Genomic DNA, 25,772 nt, shown 5'->3' with positions numbered 1-25,772 from the left:
GGGCCGCAAACGCCTAGTACGTCGTCCCGCCCGGCAGGATGACGGGCTTGATGGGCTGCTGGTTGAAGTTGAAGTCGTTCACCAAATTGCCGAGCCGGGGGTTGTCCTCGCGGACGCCGGGCCGGGGATCTGGCCGTCCGTCGGTGGCCGGGTCTAGGCGTTGGCCGTGCAGGAAGTCGTCTTCGATGAATTTGGCGTAGGCGTCGTGGCTGAGGATTTGATGGTCGATGTTGCCTTGTTTGGCGTAGGGGCTGATGACGATTCCCGGGACCCGGAGGCCGTAGCCGTTTTGGTCCACGGTGGGCGGGGTGACGTGGTCGTAAAAGCCGCCCCAGTCATCCCACGAGAGGAAAATGGCGGTGCTGTTCCAGTCAGGGCCGGACATGACGGCATTGATCAGGCCCGTGACGTAGGCCTGCCCGGTGCTGACCAGCGCCGGGGGGTGTTCGCTGACGGCTCCCGTGGGGTCGATCCAGCTCACGGCGGGCAATGTGCCCTTCTTGGCGGCGGTGTAGAAGTTGGTGAGGGACTGGATGTTACCGAGCTGGCCGTCCTGCTTGACGGTGTCGAAGTAGGGTAGCGGATTCCAGATACCAGGCGTCTTCGCATTCTGGGCTACGGGAGCACAGGACATTGCTGCATCGTTCTGGCAGTCGGGCTCGGTACCGTTGAAGACGTAGTACGCCCAAGGCACGTTCTGTTTGTGCAACAGGTAGGTCAGATCGGTCCAAGCGTAGTCAGGGGGAGCAAGCAGTTTGGCGGCGGCCAGCAGCTTTTGCTTGAGGGCTTCGGGGAGGGTTGCTTTGTCGATGGCGGCCTGGCAACTCATATAGGAATCCGAGCCGGCACAGTTTTGGGTGATGAGGGTGTGCAGTTGGGCGGCAATGTCCGGGGTGATCCCGGCCGCAATGAGCGCGTCCTGGCAGGCCTTGTTCTGCAGGCCGGCCCGGCATTTGCCGATGAGGGTGGATTGGATCGAGGTGGTGAAGTCCGGTGGACTGCCCGGATTCTGGAGGGCGTTCACGCACGATTGCGGGTCGCCGGCCCGGCTGCATTTGGCCGACCATTCCGAGACCATGTACAGGTGCTCGGGCAGGCTCCAGGAGGCATTGGGTTCGAACATCTGGTCCTGCAGCGTGAAGTCCTTGGCATACGCCCAGTAGTTGGGCAGGTCACGGGCGTCGTGGTAGCCCATCACGTCGCTTTGGCTACCGCCCGCGCAGGCGGGGGCATTCGGTGCGCAGTTGCTCGAGGCCTTCTCGGCCTGGGCAATGAAGCCGTCCATTTTCCCGCCGTCGATGTCCGCAGTGGCATTGCTCTGGCTGTGCGGGCCACCGGAGTTCCGGTCAGAGGGGTCGTAGTACGGTTTCACGCACGAGCCATTGGCCGGATCCGGGACGCACACCGCAGGGGAACCGTTCTGCATCGGAATCCCGTCCGCTCCGGGGAACGTCCCGAAGTAGCTGTCGAACGAGCGGTTCTCTTGCATGATGACGATGACATGCTGGATCTTCGAGATCCCCGGATCCACGGCAGAGGCGCCGGACTCCCCGCCGGCCGGGGCGCCGGCCGCCAACGTCCGGGACCAGGTGGCCCCGAAAAAGACGGCAGCGCCTACAAGCGCGATGACCGCGACGATGGACAAGCCAGCGAGGGCCGGACGCCGCGTCGCCCAGGCTCGGATCCGCCCCCGGCGACGTCTGGATGGCCGAGCGGCTCCGGGCTTAGCGGGCAGCCTGTTGAAGCTCATCTTGCACCTCACGGACAGTGATACCCGCAGGGTACTCCTTCCCTGACTGCTGCGGTACGGGCCGGCACGGCCCCAGCGACGGCCCCAGCGACGGCGTCCCGACGGCGTCCCGCAACCTCCGACGATTAAAAAGTTCTTGACAAGAAAAGTTGTCGGTAGGCAGAATAGAAGCATGTTGGACATCGAAGTGATCGAGGATCCCGCCGCGGCGGAAGCGTCGCTGGACCCGATCCGCACCCGCATTCTGCAGGAGCTTGTCGAGCCCGGTTCCGCTACCCAGCTGGCGGTGAAGGTGGGCCTGCCCCGGCAGAAAGTCAACTACCACCTCAAGGCCCTTGAGCGGCATGGGCTCGTCGAGCTTGTGGAGGAACGGAAGAAGGGCAACGTCACCGAACGCGTTTTGCGCGCGACGGCAGCCTCGTACCTGATCTCGCCGGTGGCGCTGGCATCCGTGGCGCCGGATCCCCGACGCTTCTCGGATAGCTTTTCCGCCTTCTGGCTCCTGGCCCTCGCGGCCCGGACGGTCCAGGAGATGGGCAAGCTGATTGCGGGCGCGGCCGCAGCAAAGAAGAAGCTTGCGAGCTTCGCGATCGACGGTGAAATCACCTTCCGATCGGCGTCAGACCGTGCCGCTTTTGCCGAGGAACTCGGCGTCGCGGTGACGCGGCTCGTGGACAAATACCACGACGGCGGAACCGGCGCTTCGACCGAAACAGTGAGCGGCGCACGCAAGCACCGGCTCGTCGTCGTACTTCATCCCGCACTCAAGACAAATACGCAGCACTCTCCAGAAAAGGAACAGGACAATGACTGACAACCGTGAATTCGAAATCGTGGCCGACACCGAACTGCCCGGCACTCCTGAGCGGGTCTGGCAGGCTGTCACCAAGGACACCTCGGCCTGGATGTTCCCTACCGATCAGTGGCCGGCCGTGAAAACCGTCGACGAATACCCCAGCCACCTGGTGACCCGCATGGATGGGCCGGACGGCTGGTTCAACCAGCTGGAGCACGTACTCGAACCGCTCGACGGCGGCCGGGCCAAGCTGCACTATGTCCACAGCGGCATCTTCGCGGACAACTGGGAAGAGCAGTACGACGGCGCCAGCAAGCACACAGAGTTCTACCTGCACACCCTGGGCCAGTATCTTCAGTACTTCGACGGCAAGCCCGTGGTCTTCACCGACGTCCAGGGCCCGGCGGCATCGCAGACCCCCGACGGTTTTGTGCAACTGAAGAAGGCCCTCGGCGTGGACGGTGTTGCGCAGGGTTCAACGGTTGAGGTGGACGTCGACGGCGTCGGGCGGCTGAGTGGGGAGCTCGACTTCTCCAACCAGCACTTCCTCGGCCTGCGGACGGCCGACACCCTCTACCGCTTCTTCGGCCGAAACTCTTTCGGAGCCCCCGTTGGCATGACGGTGCACGATTTCGGCGGCAACGGTGATTCCGAACTGACCGCCAAGGCCTGGGGCGGGTTCCTGGAGAAGGTGTACGCCTAGAACTGCGACTCGCAAAACGCTGGCCGACACGCAGATGGTCTGGCGACTTCGGAATTCCGGTGTCGTCAGGCCGTCTGCGCGTCGCACGGCTATTCGGGCGTCATTGCCAGCCGCGCGCCACGGCATCCAACGCGGCGTCGTAAATCCCTCCCCAATCGGTTCCGGGGTCCTCCATGTTCGCAAGTTCCAGGCTCACGAGTCCGTGGACCTGTCCCCAGATGGACATGGCGATCGTTGCGGTTTCGGCATCACGAACGGTCCCCGTTTTCTGCGCGGCGGTCACTGCTTCCATCAGGGGAAGCATCGCTTCCGAGGCGACTGCCGGCGTCGGGCTGCAGTCCACATAGCTGGCAAGTGCGCCGCCAAACATGAGCCGGTACAAGGCCGGATGTTCCAGTGCCCAGGAACGGTAGGCGAGGCCCAAGCCTCGGAGCCCACCGCTTTCGGCGAGCCGTTGCGAGTCGCCGAACGAGCGGAATCCGTCGTCGACGGCGGCCGTCAGCAACTGCGCCTTGCCGCCGAAAAGTGAGTAGACCGCTGTGGTTGAGGTCTGGGCGGCCGCGGCAACGTCGCGGAGCGTGACTCGCGCGGGGCCATCCCGGTCAACGAGTTCGGCCGTTACCTGAAGAAGCCGCTGCCGGACGAGCTGGTCATGAACAATGGGTCTTGCCATGTCTCCAAGTGTTTCATAACATTGTTTCGTAACGACGTTATGAAACTCAAAGAGCGGAACTTTGGCTACCGTTCCCAGACCGAAGGATTCACATGGCACAGGAAATCTTTCCGGGGCGCTTCACAGCCGACACCGGGCGCGAGTCGGTGACCGTATTCCTTATCGGGATGCGGGCCAACCGTTGGTGGAAGATCGGCAAAGTGGCGCGAGTGGCATCGTCAATGCCCACCATGCTCCGTCATCTCGGGGCGCATCCCGAGTCCGGAATGCTCGGCTGCGAACAGTGGTTCGGGCGCACCACCATGCTGCTCAGCTATTGGGAGAGCCCCGAGCATCTCAGGCGCTTCGCGGCGGACAAGGAATCGCCGCACTTGGCGCCGTGGCGACGATTCGTGAAGGAAGTCGCGGGAAGCGGCGACATTGGCGTGTGGCACGAAACCTATCAGGTGCCGGCGTCGGGAATCGAGGTGGTCTACAACGGCATGCCGCAGTTTGGCCTGGCCAAAGCCACCTCGCATGTCGCGGTCGGTCCGGGCACCAACACCGCCAAGCAACGCATGGGTGCCGGGCAGCCCAACTGACTCGCAGTTAATGCCGTTTTGAGCCTCCAAAACGACAACAACTGCGGGCCAGTTGGGCGGCGAGTAACGCGCACTACGCGACGGCGGCGGCTTCCTTGGGTGCTTTCAGGGTCCTCCGGAGCTGCGGCGACGCGTCGATCCTGGCTTGGGCATCGCGCAGTGCCAGCACAGCCGTCTCAAGCTGGGCCGGCGCGAGCGTGTACGGGACACGCATGAAGTGCTCGAAAGCCCCGCCGACGCCGAAGCGAGGCCCCGCCGCCAGCCGCACGCCGAAGTCCGGGGCGACGACCGTGAGTGCCGTACTCGACGGCGTGGGCAACCTGCACCATGCCGTCAGCCCGCCGCGCGGACGTTCCACGTGCCAATCGGGCAGGTGCTCGGCCAGTAGTCCGAGGAGGGCCTCGCGGTTCCGCCGCAGCTCCGCAAGCCTGGCGTCCAGCGGTTCAGCGAAGGCCCGGAGCAGCCGAGCCGCAGCCAATTGCTCGACGATAGGGCCGCCCAGATCCATCGTCGTCCGGGTCTGCACAAAGCGGCTGATCAGGTCCACTTCAGCGCGGATCCACCCTGTCCGGAGCCCGGCCCAATGGGATTTGCTGAGCGAACCGATGGTCACCACGGCCGGACTGAACGCCGCGAGCGGCGATGTGCTGACGTCGTCGAGGTTCAACTCCCGCAGTGTCTCGTCCACCACCAGGACAGTGCCCGTTCCTGCCGCCTCGCGGACCAGGCGACGCCGCTGAAGGTTGGACATGATCCGCCCAGTGGGGTTGTGGAAGTCCGGCACGAGGTAGGCCATGGCCGGACGTTGGTGGCGCATGGCCGCCACCATGCCGTCGATATCCCAGCCGCCCGACGTCGGCTCCGCGGCGGGCGGCATCGGCACCGGAACCGTGCGGGAGCCCGAAGCGCGGATTGCGTCGAGCGCGTTGGGGTAGCTGGGGTGCTCCACCAGGACCTTCTGTTGCCGGCCGGCGAGGGTCTTCAAGATAATGTTCAGTGCGTGCTGGGCCCCCGAAGTTACCAGTATCTGGGCGGCCGTGGTGGGGATGCCGGCTGCCGTGTAGCGGTCCGCAATGGCTTCCCGGAGGCTCGGGAGGCCGACCGCGTCGTAGCCAAAACCGGGCAGCAACGCCGGAAGGTCAATCAACGCATCGGCGAATGCGCGGTGCACCACCTCGCCCGTGGCCGGCAATGAAGCATAGGCGAGGTCAAGGATCCCCTCCGGAACGGCGAGGCCGGGTCCGCTGACGGGAACCGTCCGGTGCGGAATGCCCGTCCGGCCCCTGCTGCCCTGGCCGCCGCTCAGGAATCCTTGCTCGCGCAGGCTGGCATACGCGGCGGTGACGGTGGTCCGGCTGACGCCCAAAGTGACGGCAAGCGCGCGTTCACTCGGTAGCGCCACGTCGAGCGGGATGCGCCCGTCCATCACCAAAAGGCGCACGACGTCGGCAAGCTCGCGGTAGGCGGGAGCGGCGCCAGTGTTCCACGGACCGAGGAGACGCACCATGGCTGTGGGGTTGAGGGATCCGGGCATAAAACCAGTATTGCAAACTGGCTATGGAAAGCAATGCCAGTTTTCGGGCAGCATGGTTTCATGATGACCCGCAGAATCACCCAGCTCCTGATTGGCCTCGCGATGTATGGGATTTCCCTGGCCATGTTTATCCGGGCCGGCCTTGGCCTGGATCCCTGGGATGTCTTCCACCAGGGCGTCGCGGGAAAGATCGGGTGGAGCATCGGCACCGTCGTGGTGGTTGTCAGCTTCCTGGTCCTCCTCCTCTGGATCCCGCTGCGGCAGATGCCCGGCTTCGGAACCCTCGCCAACGCCGTGCTGGTGGGTGTCTTCGCGGACATCGGCCTGGCCGTGATCCCCTCGTTCTCGCATCTGGGTGGCCAGATCGCCATGCTCGCCGGTGCCGTGGTCCTCAACGGAATCGCCTCCGCTTGCTACATCGGCGCACGCCTTGGCCCGGGTGCCCGCGACGGACTCATGACGGGACTTGCCCGCCGCACGGGCTGGTCCGTGCGCTTGTCCCGGACCTTGATCGAGGTTGTCGTGCTCGGTGTGGGCTGGCTGTTGGGTGGGTCCGTCGGCGTCGGAACCGTTGTCTACGCCTTGGCCATCGGACCGGTGGTGCAACTATTGCTACCCCTGTTTACGGTTCCGGTGAAGGCTCCCTTGGCTGCCCCCGAAGCCGTGCCGGCCACTTCGTGACGCGGATTCTTCCTGGCGACTCGCAGATTTCTTGACGCCCCCGGAATTCCGGGGGCGTCAGGGAATTTCCGCAGCGTCAGCCGCGTGAATCCTCCAATGTCAAGGACCGGGCTGGCACTTCGGGCAGAAGTAGATGGTCCGGTCTTCCAACCCCGACGCCGGTCCCAGTAGCCCGCGGCGAATGGGTGTACCGCAGCGAAGGCACGGCTGGTGCTCGCGGCCGTACACCCAAAATCCGGAGCGGGGAATCCCACGGACTCCGGGGAACGCGGTGCCACGCGTCATCCTTCGCCCCGGTCCTAGGTTGGCCTCGAGCAGACCCTTGGCCTCCGTCAGCATCGCCGCCAGATCCTTAACAGCCGACACCGGTGAGGCCGGATGCACCCCAGCCAGGAAGCACGCCTCGCAACGGTAGATATTTCCGATGCCGGCGAGGTTCCGCTGGTCCAACAGTGCGACGCCGATCGGAGTGTCCGGTGCGGCCCGCAGCCGACGAACGGCCTCTTCGGCGTCCCAGCCTGGCCCCAGCAGGTCCGGGCCAAGGTGCCCCACTACGCGGGACTCGTCCGGGGTCGGGATCACTTCCAGGATTCCCAGGGAGAAGCCGACGACGTCGGCCGTCGCCGTGCGGAGGACGCACCTGGCCGTGTGGCCGGGTTTCCTCCAGCGGCCGCCGGGGGCATAGACCTGCCAGCTTCCCTCCATTTTCAGGTGCGAGTGGATGGTCAGGGCGCGCCGGGGCCGTGCGGCCGCCTCCCAACCGGCCTCGGCCGGCGAGGCCGCCGCCGATCCGGCCTCGGCCGGCGAGGCGTACGCCGAACCGGCGTCGCCCGCCGGCCCAGTCGCGACCGGCGAAGCCTCCGTCGGCTCCAGCAAGCGCATGAGTAAATGCTTTCCCCGTGGCACCACTTCGGACACAGTCCATCCGGCCAGGTTTAGCGTGGCGAACCTGGGTACCCGGAAGTCAGAGGAGACCAGCGTCTGCCCGGCAAGGGCCTTGTGCAGCTCCGCGGCAGCACGCCAGATCGAGTCGCCCTCAGGCATGGATCCCCGCCTCAGGCACGGATCCTCAAACCCTTCGGCGTGGAGTACGCTCCGGCAGCCGCAAGGGCAAAAGCCACGGGGGTGTCCAGGAGGTCATGGCCATTGACCTTTTCCATGATCAATTTGTCCACTGCTCCCCGCCGCACTACGCCTACGAGCGCCGCAGCGGCAGCCGCCAGGACGGCGTCGTCATGGCTGAAAGTGAGCAGGGTCTTCCCTCCGCGTTCGACGTACAAGACCAAAGCACCGTCGACCATGACCACCAAGGCCCCTGCCTTCCGCCCCGGACGGTGACCCGATCCGGCGTCGACTGCCAACGCGGGCCACGGGAGGGCCGCGCCATACGGGTTGGCGGGATCCGTGGAGGCCAGGGCCAAGGCGACAGGCTCGGCCTTGGCGAGTTGGGCATCCTCGGTGAAGGAGCGCAAACGGTCCACAGTTGCCGGCACGGCAAACTGGGCGGCTCCGAGGTGCTCGATGAAGTAGCCGCGACGGCACCGCCCTGCTTCTTCGAGGCGGGCGAGGACCTTGTACATCAGGCCGAATCCGCCCACGATGTTCTCCACCATGACGGAGCCGCGGGTCACCACTCCGTACCTGTCGAGGAGGAGTTCGGCGGTGCCGCGTGCATGGATCGTGGGATCGAGCTCAGGAGCCGGCAGTGCCGACCAACGCCCAACGGCCAGCGGGGGAGTGGGGGCCGTGCCGGTGACGGAGCCGTAGCGTCCGCCCGTGAGTCCGGGCGACCCCATCAATCCCGTGCCGTGTGAGCGGCCGAGCCTGCTCATGCGCAGGGACCTGGCCCGCGGCGGCCGGGCGGGTTGCTTGTGTGCCGTGCGTCCGCCCGCAATCATGGCGCGGACGGGGGCGAAGGTGTCGCCCGTGATGCGGCCGGCCCAGACGAGATCCCACAGGGCAGCCACCACGGCGTCGTCGCTGAGGACCGCATCCATGCCGCCCGCCACCTCGGTGAGTTGCCGGAAGAAATAGGCGCCCCCACCGGTCTGCAGGTATTCCAGCAGGCGGAGTTGGGCATCGCCGGGCTCGAAATCAGGGTCCGGGTTGAGCGTCAGTTCCGCGGCTTCGGCCACGTGGAGGCTGATCCAGCCGTCGTTCCCGGGCAGCGAGCCGGCTCCGGACCACAAGACTTCGCCTGCGGCCATGAGCTCGTCCAACATGGCCGGCTGATAGTCGGAGATCCGGCTGGCGAGCACCAAAGGCTCCCAGGCCGACGCCGGAACGGGGACGCCGGAGAGCTGATCGATGGCGGTCATGATGCCGTCGAGCCCGCGCAGCGCCGGGGCGCCCCTGCCCCCAGAAGAACCAGAGCGGCCGGCAGAGGGCACGGACACGTTTTGCCAGGCGGGGAGGAACCGGCCGTAGGCGGCAGCGTCCACCGGCTCCACTTCGGCGCGCAGCGCGGCCAGTGAACGACGCCGGAGCTTGCGCAGCACTTCGGAATCGCACCACTCGCTACCAAAGGGGACTCCGCGGATCGGCACAGCCGGGAGTTCCGGCGCCTCCAACAACCCGGCCCCCTCATCGGGAACCGTGTCCGGCGCACTCGGGTGCGGGCGGAACTCGCCCTCAACTACACGGCCGTCCGCCGCCAAGCGTTTCAGCGCGGTGCCCACGACGGCGACACCCAGTCCCAGCCTCGCAGCGGCTTCCTCGGCCGTGAACGGTCCGTGCGTCCGTGCATAGCGGGAGACCAGATCCCCGAGTGGATCGTGGACGGGTTCGATGAAGGCGAGCGGCACTCCCATGGGCAGCGGAACGCCGATGGCATCCCGGAGCCGGGCCGCATCCTCGATTGCCGCGAATCGTTCGACGCCGCTGAGGGTCACGGTGAGGGCGCGATTGGCCTTGCGCAACGCCGCCAGATGCAACGCCGCCGGATGCGATCCGGCCGCCAGCTGCATCGCCGCCGGATCCGGGGAGGCTTCCACCCCTTCGGCCTGCAAGCGGGCAGCCACTTCTTCGACGCTCAGGGGGCCCAGAAGGCGCAGCAAGTCGGCGACCCCTTCCATGCCACGGACCCGCCGGTCCGGTGCCAGCCGCTGGAGCTCGAGCTCGGTGGCCTCAATGACCTTCGCGTCGAGGAGTTCGCGCAGTTCCACCCTGCCCAGGAGTTCGTTCAGGAGCGTGGAGTCGAGGGCCAAAGCCGCGGCCCTGCGTTCGGCGAGCGGAGAATCGCCCTCGTAAAGATACTGGGCCACATACCCAAAGAGCAGCGACTTGGCGAAGGGGGAGGGCTGCTGCGTGGTGGTTTGAACCAAACGCAGCTCCCGGCGCTCGATCGAGGCGGCAATGTCTTTCAACGCAGGGAGGTCGTAGACATCCTGCAAGCATTCCCTCACGGTTTCGAGCACGATGGGGAATGAAGGGTATTTCTTGGCGACGTCCAGCAATTGCGCCGAGCGTTGCCGTTGCTGCCAGAGGGGCTGCCTTTTCCCAGGATTCTGCCGCGGCAACAACAGCGCACGCGCGGCACACTCGCGGAAGCGGGAGGCGAATAAGGCACTGCCGCCAACCTCCGCCGTCACGATCTGCTCAAGTTCCTCCGGATCGAACAGGAACAGCTCAGCCCCGGGCGGTTCGTCCTCCATCATCGGCACCCGCAGCACGATGCCGTCGTCGGCGGCCATGGCGGAACCGTCCAGCCCGTAGCGCTGCTGGAGCCGCTGCCCGACGGCCAGGGCCCACGGTGCGTGGACCGGCATGCCGAAGGGGCTGTGCAGGACGACCCGCCAGTCGCCGAGTTCGTCGTGAAACCGTTCGACGACCAGTGTCCGGTCATTGGGGACGACTTCCGTGGCCTGCTTCTGTTCGCCCAGATACTGGAGCAGGTTGCCGGCGGCGAAGTCGTCCAGCCCGCTGGCCTTGCAGCGTTCCAGCGCTGGACCTTGGTCCGAAGCGGAAAGTTCACGCACGAAGGCTCCGAGTGCGCGGCCGAGATCCACCGGCCGGCCCAGGGAATCGCCTTTCCAGAAGGGGAGTTTTCCAGGCTGGCCGAAGGCGGGCGAGACAAGGACGCGGTCGTGCGTGATGTCCTCGATTTTCCAGCTGGTGGCACCCAGAGCGAAGATGTCCCCGACGCGTGATTCGTAGACCATTTCTTCGTCGAGCTCACCGACGCGTCGGCCGCCTTTGGCAGCGCGCGACGCCGGACTGGGCTCCTGTGCGGACGCAGCACCGGAACCGGACCCAGAACCGGAGCCTTCGGTCTCGGTGCCGATGATGTAGACGCCGAAGAGTCCGCGGTCGGGGATGGTTCCGCCCGAGGTCACGGCTAGGCGCTGTGCTCCCGGACGGCCTTCGATGGTGCCGGCGTTCCGGTCCCAGATGATACGCGGCCGGAGTTCGGCGAATTCGTCGGAAGGGTACCGTCCGGCCAGGAGGTCCAAGGTGGCTTCGAACGCGGATCGGGGCAGCGTGGCGAACGGAGCGGAGCGGCGGACGGTGGCGAACCACTCCTCGACATCGATGCTTCCCAGAGCGGTGGCGGCGACCGTTTGTTGGGCGAGGATGTCCAAGGGGTTGGCGGGAACGTGGAGGCGTTCGATCTTCCCACTCAGCATCCGTTCCACGGTGATGGCGGTGTGGACGAGGTCTGCCCGGTGTTTGGGGAAGAGCACGCCTTCGGAAATCTCACCCACTTGGTGGCCGGCGCGGCCTACCCGCTGGAGTCCGCTGGCCACCGACGGGGGCGACTCGACCTGGACCACCAGATCCACCGCGCCCATGTCGATGCCGAGTTCCAGGGAAGACGTGGCTACAACGCACCGCAGCCGTCCCGACTTCAGGTCGTCCTCGATGAGTGCCCGCTGGTCCTTGGACACGGAACCGTGGTGCGCGCGGGCCAGGACCGGATCCGCGCCGCTCGTACTTCCGGCCTGGGCCATCATGTGGGCGGGTGTCGCCGTCGAGGACGGCGGGCCCGAGGGACCCGGCCCCGCGGACGGCCCTCCGAAATCGGGCAGCCCCGAGTCCAGCACCGAATCCGACGCGGCAGAAAACACATCCACCGCCATGAGTTGGCGCTCCGCATAGATCTCGTTCAGCCGGGCTGTGAGTCGCTCCGCGAGACGCCGGGAGTTGGCAAACACAATGGTGGACTGCTTCGACAGCACAAGATCAACGATCTTCTCCTCGACATGCGGCCAGATGGATGCTTGCGGTTGCAGTCCCGAGGCCGGCCCGGAGTCGAAGGCTCCGGCAGCTCCCGCGAGGTCCGACATGTCCTCCACAGGAACGCTGACGCTGAGGTTCCAGTTCTTGTGCGATGGCGGTGCGACGATTTCCACGCGTGCCGAGCCAGCGAGGAACTGCGCGACCAGCTCGCGCGGCTCCACGGTTGCCGAGAGGCCGATCCGTTGGGCGGGTTTCGGCAGCAAAGCATCAAGCCGTTCCAATGAAACTGCGAGGTGCGCCCCACGCTTGGTACCTGCAACTGCGTGGACCTCGTCGACGATGACGGTGTCCACCTCGCTGAGAGTCTCCCGGGCTTTGGACGTCAGCATGAGGAACAAGGACTCGGGCGTGGTGATGAGGATGTCCGGCGGGTGGCTCAGCAGCGCGCGGCGGTCCGCCGTCGTCGTATCTCCTGAGCGCACGCCGACGCTCACAAGCGGGGCCGGCAATCCGAGCCGTTTGGCGGTCTGGGTGATGCCGATCAGCGGCGAGCGGAGGTTCCGTTCGACGTCGACGCCGAGTGCTTTGAGGGGCGAGATGTACAGGACACGGGTCTTGCGCTTGGGGGCTCGGGCACGGGCGCGGCCGCTTGTTTCCTCAAGACCCGGAAGGGTATCCGGCGAAGCGGCCGGCGACACGGACAAGAGCCGGTCCAGCGCCCACAAGAATGCTGCGAGCGTCTTGCCGGAACCAGTAGGTGCCACCACGAGGGCGTGCGATCCGGAAGAAATGGCTTTCCATGCACCGTCCTGGGCAGGTGTGGGCGCGGAGAAAGCACCGAGGAACCACTCGCGCGTGGCAAGGCTGAAACGGCCCATGGCCGTATGGCCGGGACCGCCCGCTAGCTCCTGCTCCTGCATTCCTCCATCATGCCTCACGGCACCGACACAATCAGGAACAGCGCAGATGAGGAACAGCCTAGATAAGGCTCAGGCGCTAAACCCGCCTACCCCGCCTGGAACGCCTGGACGCTCAGGAGGTTGATATTGGTGTTGCTGCAGCCCGTACGCTGCTGCGGGATGAACAGCGAAGCGGTGTCCTCGGGTGGGTAAACCCGGAAACCGGCGGCAGGGGTCTGGGTGCATTCGGGGTAGTTCCCGGCCTGCGTGTAGCGGAGTTGGGCGAAACCGGCCTTCCCGGGAGCAAGAACCACTTGTGTCACAGGCTGGGAGTCGTCCCGCGCGGCGGCCGCGCCGATCGGATCGCCCGTGGCTCCAGACGTGAGTGAGACGCCCGGGAAGCCATTCAGGACGCAAGGTTCCGTGCCGGAGTTGGTCAGGATGAGTTTCATGTAGACGCTGCCGGCCGCTCCGCCCCCTGTGGAGTCGACAGAAGCTGTCAGCGAGCCCGCCTTACAGAGCGCGACGCCGGATGCCGTCGTCCCGGTGCTCGATGGCGTGGCGCTGCCGCTTGAAGTAGGAGTACTTGAGGCCGAGGCCGACGGTGACGACGAGGCCAAAGCCGTGTCGCTGGGTACGGCTGAGCCCGAGGGTTGCGCCTGGCTTTGGAAACAGCCGGAGAGCAGGAATACCGAGGCTGCTGCCATCGTGAGCAGGAGACCGTTCTTGACTCGCATATTCGTCATGCGCACAGCTTTTCGTCGTCATTTGCCGGAGTCAACTGCGGCGCGGCAGCGGAGCCGGATTGGCGTCCGGATCGTGATGTTCCGGACGCCGACCCAGCGGAGCCGTTACTTGGACACTGAAGCCTTGGCGGAGCGGCTGCGGAAGAAGGCCGCGCCACCCAGCCCAAGCCCTGCCACACCGGCGATCAGGCCGGCCCAGCTGCGCGCCTGTGAGCCGTCGTCGGTCACGGAAGCTGCCTGTTCTGTGGAGATTGAAGCAGCCATGTGACTATCACCCGCGGCCGCGCCCGCGGCTGTGACGGCCACCGACGGAGCCGGAGCCTTCAGTGAGTGCGGGTCCTGGCCGTCCTTCGGGATTTCAGCCCAGTTTGTTTGCCCTTGCTCGCAGTTCTGGAGCGTGGGGAAGTAGAGCGTCTTGCCGGCGGCGTCGGGCAGCTTCACGGACAGGACCAGCGCGTCGCGCAAGTGCGGGTCGAGCGGGGCCTTGGCCGTGTAGACGATCTGGCTGGTGCGCTTGGTGATCGAGGTGCCGTCGGCCAGCTTCTTGGGTTCGGGCAGCGTCTGCGTCACTTTCTCGACCGTCCAGTTGGGGTTCACCGTGGGTGTGGCATCCGTCAGTTCCTCGGGGAGGTTGATCGTGAGCTTGGTGGTGCCCGAGGTGTCGCAACCGTGCGGGACGCCGAAGGTCAGCAGCGCGTATGAGTTGGCGGTGGTTTTGTCCGGGTTGATGGAGACGTGCGCAGATGCGCCTGCGAGGCCGGCCATCATCAGTGCGGCGGTGCCGCCCGCGATTCCGGTGGCGGAGAGGGCACGGCGGAGTGAGGACTTGTTCATGGTTGTTGCCTTTCAACGGGCGCGCGAAAGCGCGCCAAAGTGCGGGGATGTGCCCGTCACCAGTTGAAGGGGGTGCCGGGCGGAGTCAGGAGGCTACGACGACGGCGGGCGGGCCGCGTCTGCTGTCTTGCCTGAGGTTCCGCCACGGGCGGGGGATGAATACGGCAGGTGCGCTGAACGCAACAGCTGCGCTGCCGGCGTCGGGCCTGAAGATCAGGCGGATGAGCTGCAGGAGGGGCCGGAGCCAGGCCTCGAGCTGCCACAGTGCCTGCTCGCCCTTGGCAAGGAGCAATGCCGAAGCGGCGGTGGCGAGCGCGTGCCCCGTCAACATCAACCAGCTGAGCGGTGTGTCGACCTCGTGAAAATGGACTGTTTCAGCGCCCGGCGGCGGGGCGAGGTGCTCGGCCATCAAGTGGTGTGCTTGTGACCCCGGAGCCGGAACGGTGAGCGCACCGAAGGCCGTGAAGGCTTCGTGCAGGACCAGCTGGCCGGTTCCCAGAAGCACGGCAATGACCGGGAGTCCGAGCTTGAACCGGGTGGCAAGCGTGGTGACGAGCCCGGTCAATGCGAGGACGGCCAGCAGGACGGGCGCGACGGGAAGCGCACCGCCGGAGAGGACGTGGGCCCCTGCCGCGAGGGCAACGATGGCGACCGCCAGTGCACCCGAACGCACGGCATGGAAGGGCGGCCGGGCATGTGATGCGCGCACGGCTTCCTCCCTCGGTAGCGTTCAAGCGGGTGGTTGACCGTCCAGTTCGGTCTGGTCAACCCCGCAATTCTACCGGTGGTTCGTGGCCGCGCCGCTGTCGGATGGGTCGTGTGACGGGCCCGGTTCGAAATTGTCTTCCATGGCAAGAACCAGGGCGAGCGCCGGGATCACACACTGGATGACCACGGGGGGAACGGTGTAGTGGGTGTCCACGTGGACGAGGCCAAGATCGGCGAGGGTGGCCAGCTCGCGGAGCGCCAGCATCGCCTCGAAAGTGGGCAAGGCGCTGCCCATCGATTCGTTTGCTGCCGCACTCTTGAGTTCGTCCACGCCGACGGGCTCCCCGGTGGCCCCTCTCAGCAGGACCCTGGCCAGGGTTGCATTGTCCCGGGGACCTTCCTCCGACATGCTGCCGGAATCCATCACTGCACTGGCAAGGAATACCGTGAGGAACTCACGCTGGATCTGAAGCCTCGAATCGAGGTCCTGGGAGTCCCACGATTCGGCTCCCGCGCCGGGCGTGGCACGCGTCGACCCGATCGACAGGACATCGATGTCCAGCAGCGCGGCCCAGATTTCACGCAGCACGGGAACTTCGTGCATGGAGCCGACTTCAAATGACTCAGTGTCGACTTCGCCCTCGACTTCGCCCTCGACTTCGCCCTCAACTTCGCCCTCCGGGAGAGGCCGTTTCCCGGTCCTTTTCCCCCTGGCTTTCACTCCTAACGCTCCGGCTGCACCTTCAATGTCCTTCAGCCGGAGCACGCCAGTGCTGGTGACGTCCTTTCCGGCTCCAAGCCACTCCAGTAAACGTCCGGTCAACTGGAGAACGGGGAGTTCTTGGAACGCCCGGTCCTGCTCTTCGTCGGAGAGTTCCGGAATGTCGTCAGGAAGATCCAATTCCCCGGAAGCTTCTTCGGTGAGGAGCATGTGGAGGACGAAGTAGTCCTCCTCGGTCCCCGACCAGCGGCCCGTTTCAAAGAGGAATTCAGCGTAAAGGTGCAAGTAATCGAAGATCGCTATAAGCGCCTCATCGCTATCGGACTCGTCAAGCGTGCCGGCAAGCGCAAGGGCTGCGTCGTCCAAGCTGTCGGGGTCGAACCAGGTTGCGGAGCTTTCTTCGCTGATCGCGTGGCTTGCCGAGATGAAGAGTTTGACTATGTGCAAGCACTGCATGGCGTCTTCGGCGTCACTGAATCTTTCGTACCAGTGAACGAAATCCGGGGTGAAGGAGTCGACTACGCGATGGTTGAGGACCAACTGCAAGGGCATTTTGGGGGCGGAAGGCACTGCCTTGAGGTGCCCGCCGCGGGCCTTTGGCTTTTTCGTCTTCCGGCTCATGGCCACTCCTTCGCTTCCCGGGCGCATAACTACTGAATCGACGTTACCCGACGCCGCGTAGGCGAGTTCCGCTGCTTTGCTGGCAGTACCGGCCCATATCGCGGTTCACAGAATGTCCTCTAGTCCTCGGATTTCGGTCGAGTCTCCCGCCCGTAAGCGTTTCTTCTTGTTGATCTCAGATAGACTAATTGTGGTCAGTGACAAGACGTCCATGGGATGTCTTCCAAGGTTCCTTGGATAGCTGGCCTTTATCTTGCCCGGCCCCAGGGGAAAAAGTAAGACTTCAACTGCGGCTGGACTACGGGCTCGAACCACGAGCATTCACGCTCTTCCAGACGTCGCTGGACAGCCCAAGCGCGTAGTCGGCTACTTGGAGCCCCCATGACGATGAAGATTCCCAAACGCACAGGATGATGTTCCGGTCCTGGGCATTGCAGACTTCACGGAGTGATTCCCGTGCGAGTTCGCTTCGTTTGTTGGTGCCAAAAGTGCCGGCAATGACATAAAGGGTATCTTCACGGGTGGACACTTGCTTCGCGATTTCGCTGAAGTGCAGCCGCCAGGCCAGCTTGTACAACTCCATCTGCCCCCGGGTGCGGACTGCATCATAAGCATTCGCTTTACAGAGAAAAGTAGTGAAGTAGATGCTGGCCGCGGAGCCTTTGGAGGCCCCGTTGAAGTCCAAGTTGCCAGTCTCATCTACGTACATGAACACATCAGCCATTGGAGCCCACTTCCGTGGCTCCAACACATCTAGTTTGCTTTTCCCCCTGGCACAGCATGGACCTGAGAATACCGGCTGTCATGCTGCGGGGTTTGGGAATCAGGCAGTTATTGCCGGACCACCTTCGGAGGGCTTGCCTGCCGGGCCTTTGCCGGCTTGTCCTTTGCCGACCGGCCCCTCGCTCTTCGGCTCGCCTGCCGGATCCGGGGGGGCCTGCGAAAAGCTGCGTGCCGCCCTCGAGCCGGCGATGGTGCTTGCCCCGATGCTGATGAGGGCGCCGAGGATCATGGCGGCGGCTTCTCCCGGTTCCAGCAAGTGCAATTGGGAGCCGATGGTGGCTGCTGCAACCGGTACCCCCAATTGGGAGGAGGCCAGTACTGCGAGCGGCAGGGGCTGCCCGAGGGCCCGGATGCTTCCGTGTACCAGCAGCGTTCCGAAGCCAAGGCAGATCCCGAGGAGGATCATTCTCGGGCTGCCTGCGAGAGTCCGCAGGTCGAGCGATGCACCCAGCCAGACGAAGAACACCGGACCCAGGAAACCGTCGCTCACGGCGAAAAGCTGATGCGCCAAGCGACGGGGTTCGCCCACTGCGGAGACCACCAGGCCGAAGGAGAACCCGGCCAGCATGATGGAGACGTGGCCGAGGACGGCGAGTCCGGAAAGCGCGAAGAGCAGGGCCAGCTGGATCCGCAGTTCCAGGGCGAACTTCCGGTCTTCGGAGATGTCGTGCAACCGTCCGCGGTTGCCGCTGTTCTCCAGCCAACGAAGCACAAAGAACAAAACCAGCGCGCAAGCCGCGACGACGGCCGCCCCCACGGCGGCCCGGCCGGCGTTAGGCGGGTCAACGGCTAACGGAAGCGCCACAATGCAGGCGATGTCAGCGATGGCCACTTGCGCCGTCGTCGTCAGGACCTTCGGCCCTGTCAGCCGGAGCGAGTCGACGATCGGCAAGACCAGCGCTGCGGAGGAGGACGCGAGCAGGACGATGTAGAGCGGAGCATGTCCGGTGCCGAAGGCGAAAGCGATGACGACTCCGACGACGGCGGCGAGCACCGCGGCGACGCCGGCGCGCAGGGCGCCGCTACCCAGGGCAGGACGGATGGCTTTGTCCCGCACGGGGACATGCGTACCGGCGACGAACATGATGAGGGCGAACCCGACGTCGGCCACGAACGTGAAGGTCGGATCAGTGGAATCCACCAGGCCCAGACCCGTGCGTCCGATGACGATGCCCGCCAGCAACTGCCCTAATACAACGGGAAGGTGCCATTTCCGCGGCAGCGCCAGGAGCGGCCCGAGGAGCGCGACTGCGGCAATCAGCGCAAGCTGAAAGAACGACACGTTCCTCCTTCTCCGGGCATGGCCGTTAGTCTGCGGTGGTTACCGGGGCGCATCAGCCAGTTTCAGGGGAATGTCGGTGTTCTCGTCCGTGTAGTAGCTTGCGCACACCCGGTGATAGCCGTCGGCTACCTGCGCGGGCATGCCCGTGGCCAGATCTCCCCGGACCATCAGGATGGGCGAGAGCTTCTTGCCCTCCTTGATCTTCTTCAGGTCCGAGGCCACGTGGGCATTATCTTCCGGGAGCAGCGCAAGGCGGGCGGCCCTGAGAATGTCCTTGGCCTTGCGGTGCTGGATGGGTGCCTCCTTGAGGGCGGCGACAACCGAGGCCACCACGTGGTTGGATTCCAGCAAGGAAAGGTAGTCTGCGGCGCTCGGGTAGTCCTGGTCCTCGGGCTCCAGCAACCAGCGGACTTCGCCTTTGTTATCGTCAGGCATGCGTTGTACTCCTTGGCCAGCGGTATCGGCTTGCAAACGTCGGCGGTGCCGGACGGGGGATTTTGGAGAGGTCCGTGCCGGGACGCCGTCGTCGTAATTCAAGGGCGAGGCTTTCTTGGCCGCGTGCCATCGCCCAATGGTGATTCGCGGCAAAAGCGGGTTTGAGCAGCCAGCCTAGCCGCCGGAGCAGCGGTTTCGATGTGCTGACGCGCCAGTCATAAGTGATCACCGTTTCCGGGCCGTCCTGTTCGAAAGTCCAGCGCCCGGTACCGCGCAGGTCGCCGCTCGCCGCGATCGCGAAACCTCGCTCCGTGATGGGTTCGGTGACCGTGGACCTCCAGCGCAGCGTATACGGCAGCCAACCTTTGGAGTGCAGCGAGAAGGCTTTTCCCGTACCGTCGGCATTCCCAGGATCCAGCGGAACAACCCTCAGATACACCGAAGGCCACCAGCGGGGCAGAGTTCCGGCGTCGCCCAAGATATCCATGACCTCGCGCGGGGTCCCCGCGACGCGCCAGACGGTGAGGAACTCGTAGTCGGCGTTGCTCTTGGAAGTGCCGCCCATTGCTGCCTCCAGGGCGCGGATGGATAGTGGACTCACAGTACTCATGCCGTTGCACACGGTCAACGGCCCGGCTTCGGCGTGCCCGCGGGCCGGTTACTCCCGGACGGTCACCGTCAGCCGTTGGATGTCGTTGTTGCCCATGCCTTGATAGTTCCATTCCGGCGTCTCGGGCTGGATCTGCCCGGTGGAATCCGTCGCACGGCATGCCAACTCGTGGGAACCGGGAGTTGCGATCCACGTGAATGTCCATCCGCGCCACGCATGCCGCCCGGCGGGAGCTTGAAGTTGGGCCTGCTCCCAGACCCCGTCCACGCAGACTTCCACGCTGTCCACGGTTCCTTTCCCGGACCAGGCCCGGCCGCTCAGCTGGACCGGTCCCGCCTCCACGGTGCGTTGCCGCGTGAAGAAGTCGGGAACGCCGGGCGGAGCCATGAGGGAGCGGACCTTGATCCACTGGACGGGCTCGCCGGGATCGTCTGCGTCTTGGGTATAGCGGTAAGAGTCGAGCTGTTGGTAACCGTCGAAGCTGTGGTCAATTGCCTCGATGGATTGCAACCATTTGACGCTCGTCATCCCGTACCAGCCCGGGACGAGCAAGCGGACGGGGTAGCCATGCTGCGGTGGCAGGACTTGGCCGTTGACCTCATAGGCGAGCAGGACGTCGTCGGACATTGCTTCCGCGAGGGTCAGGCTGCGCGCGTACTGATGCTCCACGCCGCCCTGGATCCCGCGGTCCGTGCCCGTGAAGACGAGCTCGACGGCGTCCGGCGACACACCGGCGTCGAGCAGCAACGGAGCGAGCGGGGTACCGGTCCACTCGGCGGTGCCCACTCCACCCTGGTCCCATGGCTGGCTCACCGGCCGCGGTTCCAGCCGCGAGCGGCCGTTGCCGGCGCACTCCATCGTGACGGCGCAGGTGCGGCGCTCGCGGTGCTGGAGGTCAGGCAGGGTGTACTCGTGCGGAAGGTTGACGAGCCCGCCAATATTCAGCCGCCACGAAACAGGATCGATCTGGGGAACGTCGAAATGGACCAGGAGATAGTGCATGCCCAGCGGTGTGACAGGCCATCGGAGCATTTCCAGCGGCATGGCGTGGTTGCGCGAAGCCAGTTGCAGTTCTTCGCGGGTGATGGGTCCGGTGGTTGGAGTGGCCGGTGTGGTTGGTTCTGTCGGAGCAGCGGGGGCGGTGGGGGCCTGGGTGGCAACAGCGGCGCCTTCCGCTGTGCGGCGGGTGTTGACGCTCATGCTCCCAGTATGGTCGTCCGGGACTGCGGTGTCACTGGATTTGCTCTGGGAAGCGAGGCGCTTGTCCCGCGGCGCGTTTGGCGACGGTGCGCTGGGGGCCGCGGCGACGGAGGCGTCCGACGTCGGGCTGCTGGGAAAGTATTCTTGGTCTTTGGCGCTTGCGCTCCTGGACAAAGACAGATGGAAGAAAGAGAGTCTCCGTGAAGATCCGGGCCCCACGACTTGACGTGAGTGGCGTTCTCCTTGTTTGGGCCCTGATCTTCGGGCTTTGGCAACCTTTTATTTGGTGGCGGGGGATTGTGGCTGCCGTGTGTTTGATCGTCGCGCTGTGGGGTTTTGTTGGGTGGTACCGGCGCCGTTCTACGCGGGGGCGTTAGCGCACTCGAACGGTTTGGATTGCACCCTCCTGGACACTGCGGACGACCCCGAACTGCTTGATAGCTTAAGGACGGCTGTCCGGACCGCGCGAATCAAGGTCTTGCGGATGGTTAATACTCAGTTGATTGAGCTGTATTGGGCCATCGGCCAGGGCGTGCGGCTCCAGTAGGAGAAGCGCGGCTGGGGGAGCGGGGGTAATTAGACGTGTCGGTGCGAGCATGTCAGGCGCCGTCGATTCGCCGCGGGGTGGCGTAGGCCTCGCTGAGGTCCCAGATTCGCTGTTGCAGCTGGAGGTCGTAGGAGATCCGGGGCGAGCGGCCTTCTCGGTGGCGTATGAAGTAACGGCCGGTGACCTCGGCCAGCTCGGGTGCCGTGGCCAGGCGCAAGATGGATTGGGCGCCCTCGGCCGGTGTGAGCAGCAGCCTGCGGATGGGTGCGAGGAACGGGCGGGTGAAGGCAGGGGCGATGTCGTTGGCGATGCCTGTGGCGACCAGTCCGGGGTGGACGGCGTTGAGGGTTACGCCGGTGTCGCGCAGCCGTTCGGCGAGCAGGTAGCCGCACATTAATGTCAGCAGCTTGGCGCGGGCATATGCGGGGAACGCGTCGAACCCGTCCGCCGCGTTAAGGTGGGCCAGGTCGTCGAGGTGGCCGACATCCAACTGTACGGGGCGTGGGCGTGGAAGGATTTTTACCAGCCGGGTGTCGGAGAACGCGTCGGACACGACGTTGACGATCCGCGCCGGCGCTGCCGCGCGCAAGGGATCGAGCAGCAAGTTGGTCAGGGTGAACGCTGCCAGGTGGTTGACGGCGATGTGCATCTCCACCCCGTCGGCGTCCACGGTGCGGTCGCGGAAGTGGGCTCCGGCGTTGTTGACCAGCAGATCAAGCGTGGGGTGCCGGACGGTGACGTCGGCGGCCAGACGATGCAGGTCGGAGCGCGAGGCAAGGTCGGCGGCAAACACCTCGACTCGGTCGGAACCGACCTGTAGGGAAACCTGGCGCCGCAGGCGGTCGCCGCCAGCCTGGTTGCGGACCACGATGACGACTGTGGCCCCCAGGCCCGCCAGCCTGGTGACGATGACCTGTCCCATCCCGCCGGTAGCGCCGGTGACCAGGGCGACTTTGCCGGTCAGGTCGACCGGCGCGGCGGCGGTCATGCCGCGATCCGGGGGAACTGGTGCAGGTAGGCGTGTGTCTGGGCTTCACGGACCAGGAAGTCGCCCAGGTCGGCGCGGGAGATCGCCGAGGTCAGGCGGATCCTCAGGTCGGTCCCGGTGCGATAGCGGCCCTGCCCGGGCTTGTCGTTGAGGGCAGGGGGACGCACGATCGTCCAGTCGACGCCGGAGTCCTGGATCAGGCGTTCCATGGCCTCTTTGTCCCGCATCTTATCGGCGAGCGTGGCCCACAGCGCCAGGGAGTACAGGGACCGGTCGTGGGTCTCGGCGGCCCCGTGCGCGCTCACCGCGATCAGACGCCGGGTGCCCGTGTGCTCCATCGCGGCGAGGATGGAGCGGATCCCGTCGGTGCAGACGCTCACCGGACCCTTGGCGTCGGTGCCGAGGGCGCTGATCACAGCGTCCTGGTCCTGGACGAGATGATCGATCGCGCCGGGCAGGGTCAGGTCCGGCACAACAACGTTGCGCACGAGCGCGCCGCCGGCGAACGCGTGCGGCCGGCGAGTCACGGCGGTGACCAGATGACCGGCTGATGCGGCCTGTTGGACTGCTTGAATCCCGGTGCCACCGCTGGCCCCGAAGACGATGATACGCATGGGCGGTTTTCCTTCACCTAATTATGAGACATTTTGTCTCATAATTAACGGTAACGTCCGCCGCTCTGTGAGTCAAGTAGTCTCATAGACTGTGATGATGAAAGCCCCCCTCGACCCTCGCGCCGCCCGGAGTCGGGAGGCGATCCTGACCGCCGCGCGTCAGCTCCTTCTCGCCGAAGGTCCCGCCGCGGTCACTCATCAGCGCGTCGCCCAGGTGTCCGGTACCGGGCGGGCCACGGTGTACAGGCACTGGCCTCGGGCCGAGCAGCTCTTGCTCGACGTGATGACCGGCACCGACCTGCCGTTCTTCCGGGCGCCGCAGTCCCCGGTCCGGCCGTGGCTGCACCGGCAGCTGCGTCAGCTCGCCGACGAGCTGCGTCTGCCGACGGTCGCGGCCGTGGCGCTGACCGTGATTCAGGGGAGCCTGTGGGATCCGGGGATCGCACGGAGCAGGGACGGCATGATCGCCGCGATCGATGAGCGGATTGGGGTCGCCCTCGTGCTGGCTGAACGTGCCGGGGAGGTCGAGCTCGGGGCGTCAGCGACCGATGCGGCGGCGCTGCTCGTAGGTCCGGTCCTGTATCGCACAGCCATGCAGTCCGGCCGCGTAGACGACGACCTGATTGACCGGTTGATCGACAGGGTCGGCACCTGGCGGACATGACGACCAGGCGTGCTGTGCTGGTGATTCGTGACCGAGGCGCTGCTGGATTGCAAAACCCTGTAAGCAGCCGCTGCATCACCCAGGCCACCCTTCGCTGAAGCGCCCGGTCCCCGGGCTCTGGCCGCGCCGCCCTGGAGATCAGGTTCGCAGTTTGCGGTGGGATCGGGAGTCGGGATTCCCGCTTCCAGCCTGGGGGAGCATACTGGGGTAGTGAGGATCGACGCCGGATCGGGGCCTCAGGGCAGGCGGCTGCCCGGGGCGGGCACGAGCCCGTTCCCGCCGATCGCCGACTATGGGTTCTTGTCCGACTGTGAGGCCAACTGCCTGATCGCACCGAGCGGGCAGGTGGAGTGGATGTGCGTGCCGCGTCACGACTCACCGAGTGTGTTCTCCACCATGCTCGACCGCGCCGCGGGCGGCTTCAAGGTGGCGCCGTACGGCGTCCGGGAGCCGACTGCGCGCCGCTACCTCCCCGGCAGCCTGATCCTGGAGACCACCTGGCAGACCAGGACGGGCTGGCTAATCGTGAGGGATGCCATGGTGATGGGACCGTGGCACCACACCGAAGAGAGGGCCGGCCGATACCGCCGCCCGCCGACGAACTACGAGGCTGAGCATTGCCTGCTGCGTACCGTCCGATGCGTCAGCGGGGCAGTTGAGCTGTCCGTGCTGTGCGAGCCGGTCTTCGGCTACGGCCGACGCCGGGCACGGTGGGAGTTCTCCGGTCCCGGATACGGGGAGGTCGTGACCGTCGGCGGCGACGAGGGGGATCCGATGCTGCATCTGACCACTGACCGCCGCCTCGGCATCGAGGACTCCATCGCGGTCATCCGCAGCCGGATGACCGAGGGCGAGCAGGCTTTTATCGCACTCTCCTGGGGGTCGCTGCCCCCGCCGCGGACGTGGGAGGAAGCCACCCGCAAGCAATGGCAGACTACAGAGTTCTGGCGGCAATGGATCACCGGGGGCGAGTTCCCCGACCACCCGTGGCGGGAGGAGCTGCAGCGCAGCGCGCTGACGTTGAAGGGCCTCACCTACGCGCCGTCCGGAGCTCTGGTCGCGGCGCCCACCACGTCGCTGCCCGAGACGCCCGGGGGGGAGCGGAACTGGGACTACCGGTATACGTGGGTGCGCGATTCCACGTTCGCGCTGTGGGCCCTGTACACCCTCGGCCTGGACCGGGAAGCCGACGACTTCTTCGCCTTCATCCGCGACGTCGCCGCCGAGGACGACCTGCAGATCATGTACGGCATCGACGGCGAAAGGGACCTTCCCGAGACCACTCTCGAGGGGCTCGGCGGCTACGACGGCGCCCGCCCCGTCCGGATAGGCAACGCTGCCGTCCACCAGCGCCAGCTCGACGTCTGGGGCACCATGCTGGACTCCGTCTACCTGCACGCCAAGTCCCGTGACCAGCTCCCCGAGCCACTCTGGCCCGTCTTGCTCCGCCAGGTCGAGCAAGCCGCCGCCCACTGGGGGGAGCCCGACCACGGCATCTGGGAGGTCCGTGGCGAACCGAAGCACTTCACCTCCTCAAAGCTCATGTGCTGGGTCGCCCTGGATCGTGGTTCCCGGCTGGCGCGCCTGCGCGGTCAGGCTGATTACGCCCGGAAGTGGGAGACCATCGCCGAGGAGATCCATGAGGACATCTGCCGCAATGGTGTCGACGACCGCGGTGTGTTCGTCCAGTCCTACGGCACGACGAACCTCGATGCCTCGCTGCTCCTTGTCCCCCTCGTCCGGTTCCTGCCCGCCAACGACCCACGCGTGCGCGCCACCGTCCTGGCCATCGCCGATGAACTCACTAGGGACGGGCTCGTCCTGCGCTACCGCCCCGAGCAGACCGACGACGGACTCACCGGCGTCGAGGGGACCTTCACGACCTGTTCGTTCTGGCTCGTCTCAGCCCTCGTTGAGATCGGAGAGGTGGTACGCGCCAAGGCACTGGGCGAACGTCTGCTGTCCCTTGCCAGTCCCTTGGGCCTCTACGCTGAGGAGCTGGATCCGGTCAGCGGCCGTCATCTCGGCAACTTCCCGCAGGCGTTCACGCACCTGGCCCTCATCAACGCGCTCGTGCACCTCATCCGCGCCGAAGAAACCAACCGCGCGGCGCAGTTCGCCCCGGCACACCGCAACACCTGACAGCAGCTTCAGTGAGACTTACTCCAACAGAACTGAGACAGGACAGTGAATTACTTGCGTCTTCCTTGCTCTCTGGATTACG

Annotated in this window: 22 protein-coding genes; 6 read left to right on the top strand and 16 right to left on the bottom strand. The window is 65.6% G+C overall.

Annotation, left to right across the window (positions count from 1 at the left end; genetic code table 11):
- Window positions 1-13 precede the first annotated feature (13 nt).
- A complete protein-coding gene (locus tag ABEA18_RS18370) occupies window positions 14-1,750 on the bottom strand; it encodes an alkaline phosphatase family protein (protein WP_345451508.1) in 1,737 nt (578 codons plus the stop codon).
- 172 nt (window positions 1,751-1,922) lie between these two features.
- Between ABEA18_RS18370 and ABEA18_RS18365 the strand changes: the two genes are divergently transcribed.
- Window positions 1,923-2,564, top strand: coding sequence for an ArsR/SmtB family transcription factor (locus tag ABEA18_RS18365; protein ID WP_345451506.1), 642 nt, complete (start codon window positions 1,923-1,925; stop codon window positions 2,562-2,564).
- Window positions 2,557-3,249, top strand: coding sequence for an SRPBCC family protein (locus ABEA18_RS18360; RefSeq protein WP_345451504.1), 693 nt, complete (start codon window positions 2,557-2,559; stop codon window positions 3,247-3,249). Before ABEA18_RS18365 ends, ABEA18_RS18360 begins: the two co-directional genes overlap by 8 nt.
- Window positions 3,250-3,349: 100 nt before the next feature.
- Here the strand turns inward: ABEA18_RS18360 and ABEA18_RS18355 are convergent, their stop codons facing one another.
- Window positions 3,350-3,922, bottom strand: a complete 573-nt coding sequence (locus tag ABEA18_RS18355) for a TetR-like C-terminal domain-containing protein (protein ID WP_345451503.1) — start codon at window positions 3,920-3,922, stop codon at window positions 3,350-3,352.
- A 92-nt stretch (window positions 3,923-4,014) separates the two neighbouring features.
- Between ABEA18_RS18355 and ABEA18_RS18350 the strand changes: the two genes are divergently transcribed.
- A complete protein-coding gene (locus tag ABEA18_RS18350; RefSeq protein WP_345451501.1) occupies window positions 4,015-4,503 on the top strand; it encodes a DUF4188 domain-containing protein in 489 nt (162 codons plus the stop codon).
- 73 nt (window positions 4,504-4,576) lie between these two features.
- Here the strand turns inward: ABEA18_RS18350 and yczR are convergent, their stop codons facing one another.
- Entirely contained in the window at window positions 4,577-6,037 is a 1,461-nt protein-coding gene (gene yczR / locus ABEA18_RS18345; protein ID WP_345451499.1) for a MocR-like transcription factor YczR, read from the bottom strand.
- Between the two features lie 60 nt (window positions 6,038-6,097).
- On the opposite strand from yczR, the gene yczE reads away from it, so the two are divergent.
- Entirely contained in the window at window positions 6,098-6,718 is a 621-nt protein-coding gene (yczE, locus tag ABEA18_RS18340) for a membrane protein YczE (RefSeq protein ID WP_345451498.1), read from the top strand.
- 99 nt (window positions 6,719-6,817) lie between these two features.
- Here yczE and ABEA18_RS18335 read toward each other — a convergent pair whose 3' ends face one another.
- From ABEA18_RS18335 to ABEA18_RS18275, 13 genes are all read right to left on the bottom strand, one after another.
- Window positions 6,818-7,762 carry an Fpg/Nei family DNA glycosylase gene (locus tag ABEA18_RS18335; protein ID WP_345451496.1) on the bottom strand — a complete coding sequence of 315 codons (945 nt, stop codon included), beginning with the start codon at window positions 7,760-7,762 and terminating at the stop codon, window positions 6,818-6,820.
- 11 nt (window positions 7,763-7,773) lie between these two features.
- Window positions 7,774-12,816, bottom strand: a complete 5,043-nt coding sequence (locus ABEA18_RS18330; protein ID WP_345451494.1) for an ATP-dependent helicase — start codon at window positions 12,814-12,816, stop codon at window positions 7,774-7,776.
- 86 nt (window positions 12,817-12,902) lie between these two features.
- Window positions 12,903-13,541, bottom strand: coding sequence for a DUF4232 domain-containing protein (locus ABEA18_RS18325; protein WP_345451492.1), 639 nt, complete (start codon window positions 13,539-13,541; stop codon window positions 12,903-12,905).
- A 105-nt stretch (window positions 13,542-13,646) separates the two neighbouring features.
- Window positions 13,647-14,375, bottom strand: a complete 729-nt coding sequence (locus ABEA18_RS18320; protein WP_345451490.1) for a YcnI family copper-binding membrane protein — start codon at window positions 14,373-14,375, stop codon at window positions 13,647-13,649.
- An 85-nt stretch (window positions 14,376-14,460) separates the two neighbouring features.
- The gene (locus ABEA18_RS18315; protein WP_345451489.1) at window positions 14,461-15,084 is read right to left on the bottom strand and encodes a hypothetical protein; all 624 of its coding nucleotides are present in this window, start codon (window positions 15,082-15,084) and stop codon (window positions 14,461-14,463) included.
- A 69-nt stretch (window positions 15,085-15,153) separates the two neighbouring features.
- Entirely contained in the window at window positions 15,154-16,425 is a 1,272-nt protein-coding gene (locus ABEA18_RS18310) for a hypothetical protein (RefSeq protein ID WP_345451487.1), read from the bottom strand.
- A 298-nt stretch (window positions 16,426-16,723) separates the two neighbouring features.
- Window positions 16,724-17,149, bottom strand: a complete 426-nt coding sequence (locus ABEA18_RS18305; RefSeq protein WP_345451485.1) for a DUF3800 domain-containing protein — start codon at window positions 17,147-17,149, stop codon at window positions 16,724-16,726.
- 99 nt (window positions 17,150-17,248) lie between these two features.
- Window positions 17,249-18,490: a cation:proton antiporter gene (locus ABEA18_RS18300; protein WP_345451483.1), complete on the bottom strand. Its 1,242-nt coding sequence runs from the start codon at window positions 18,488-18,490 to the stop codon at window positions 17,249-17,251.
- A 39-nt stretch (window positions 18,491-18,529) separates the two neighbouring features.
- Window positions 18,530-18,925: a hypothetical protein gene (locus tag ABEA18_RS18295; protein ID WP_345451481.1), complete on the bottom strand. Its 396-nt coding sequence runs from the start codon at window positions 18,923-18,925 to the stop codon at window positions 18,530-18,532.
- Entirely contained in the window at window positions 18,918-19,490 is a 573-nt protein-coding gene (locus ABEA18_RS18290; protein WP_345451620.1) for an SRPBCC family protein, read from the bottom strand. Before ABEA18_RS18290 ends, ABEA18_RS18295 begins: the two co-directional genes overlap by 8 nt.
- Window positions 19,491-19,583: 93 nt before the next feature.
- Window positions 19,584-20,735: a sulfite oxidase gene (locus ABEA18_RS18285; protein WP_345451479.1), complete on the bottom strand. Its 1,152-nt coding sequence runs from the start codon at window positions 20,733-20,735 to the stop codon at window positions 19,584-19,586.
- 599 nt (window positions 20,736-21,334) lie between these two features.
- Window positions 21,335-22,270 carry an SDR family NAD(P)-dependent oxidoreductase gene (locus ABEA18_RS18280; RefSeq protein ID WP_345451477.1) on the bottom strand — a complete coding sequence of 312 codons (936 nt, stop codon included), beginning with the start codon at window positions 22,268-22,270 and terminating at the stop codon, window positions 21,335-21,337.
- The gene (locus tag ABEA18_RS18275) at window positions 22,267-22,884 is read right to left on the bottom strand and encodes an NAD(P)-dependent oxidoreductase (protein ID WP_345451475.1); all 618 of its coding nucleotides are present in this window, start codon (window positions 22,882-22,884) and stop codon (window positions 22,267-22,269) included. The genes ABEA18_RS18280 and ABEA18_RS18275 overlap by 4 nt, the downstream gene beginning before the upstream one ends.
- Before the next feature lie 97 nt (window positions 22,885-22,981).
- On the opposite strand from ABEA18_RS18275, the gene ABEA18_RS18270 reads away from it, so the two are divergent.
- Window positions 22,982-23,548: a TetR/AcrR family transcriptional regulator gene (locus ABEA18_RS18270; protein ID WP_345451474.1), complete on the top strand. Its 567-nt coding sequence runs from the start codon at window positions 22,982-22,984 to the stop codon at window positions 23,546-23,548.
- 210 nt (window positions 23,549-23,758) lie between these two features.
- Window positions 23,759-25,690, top strand: a complete 1,932-nt coding sequence (locus ABEA18_RS18265; protein WP_345451472.1) for a glycoside hydrolase family 15 protein — start codon at window positions 23,759-23,761, stop codon at window positions 25,688-25,690.
- Window positions 25,691-25,772 lie beyond the last annotated feature (82 nt).

This window comes from Arthrobacter gyeryongensis, from assembly GCF_039543785.1.
GTDB classification, from domain to species: domain Bacteria; phylum Actinomycetota; class Actinomycetes; order Actinomycetales; family Micrococcaceae; genus Arthrobacter; species Arthrobacter gyeryongensis.
This window is presented reverse-complemented; position numbering and strand designations above follow the sequence as displayed.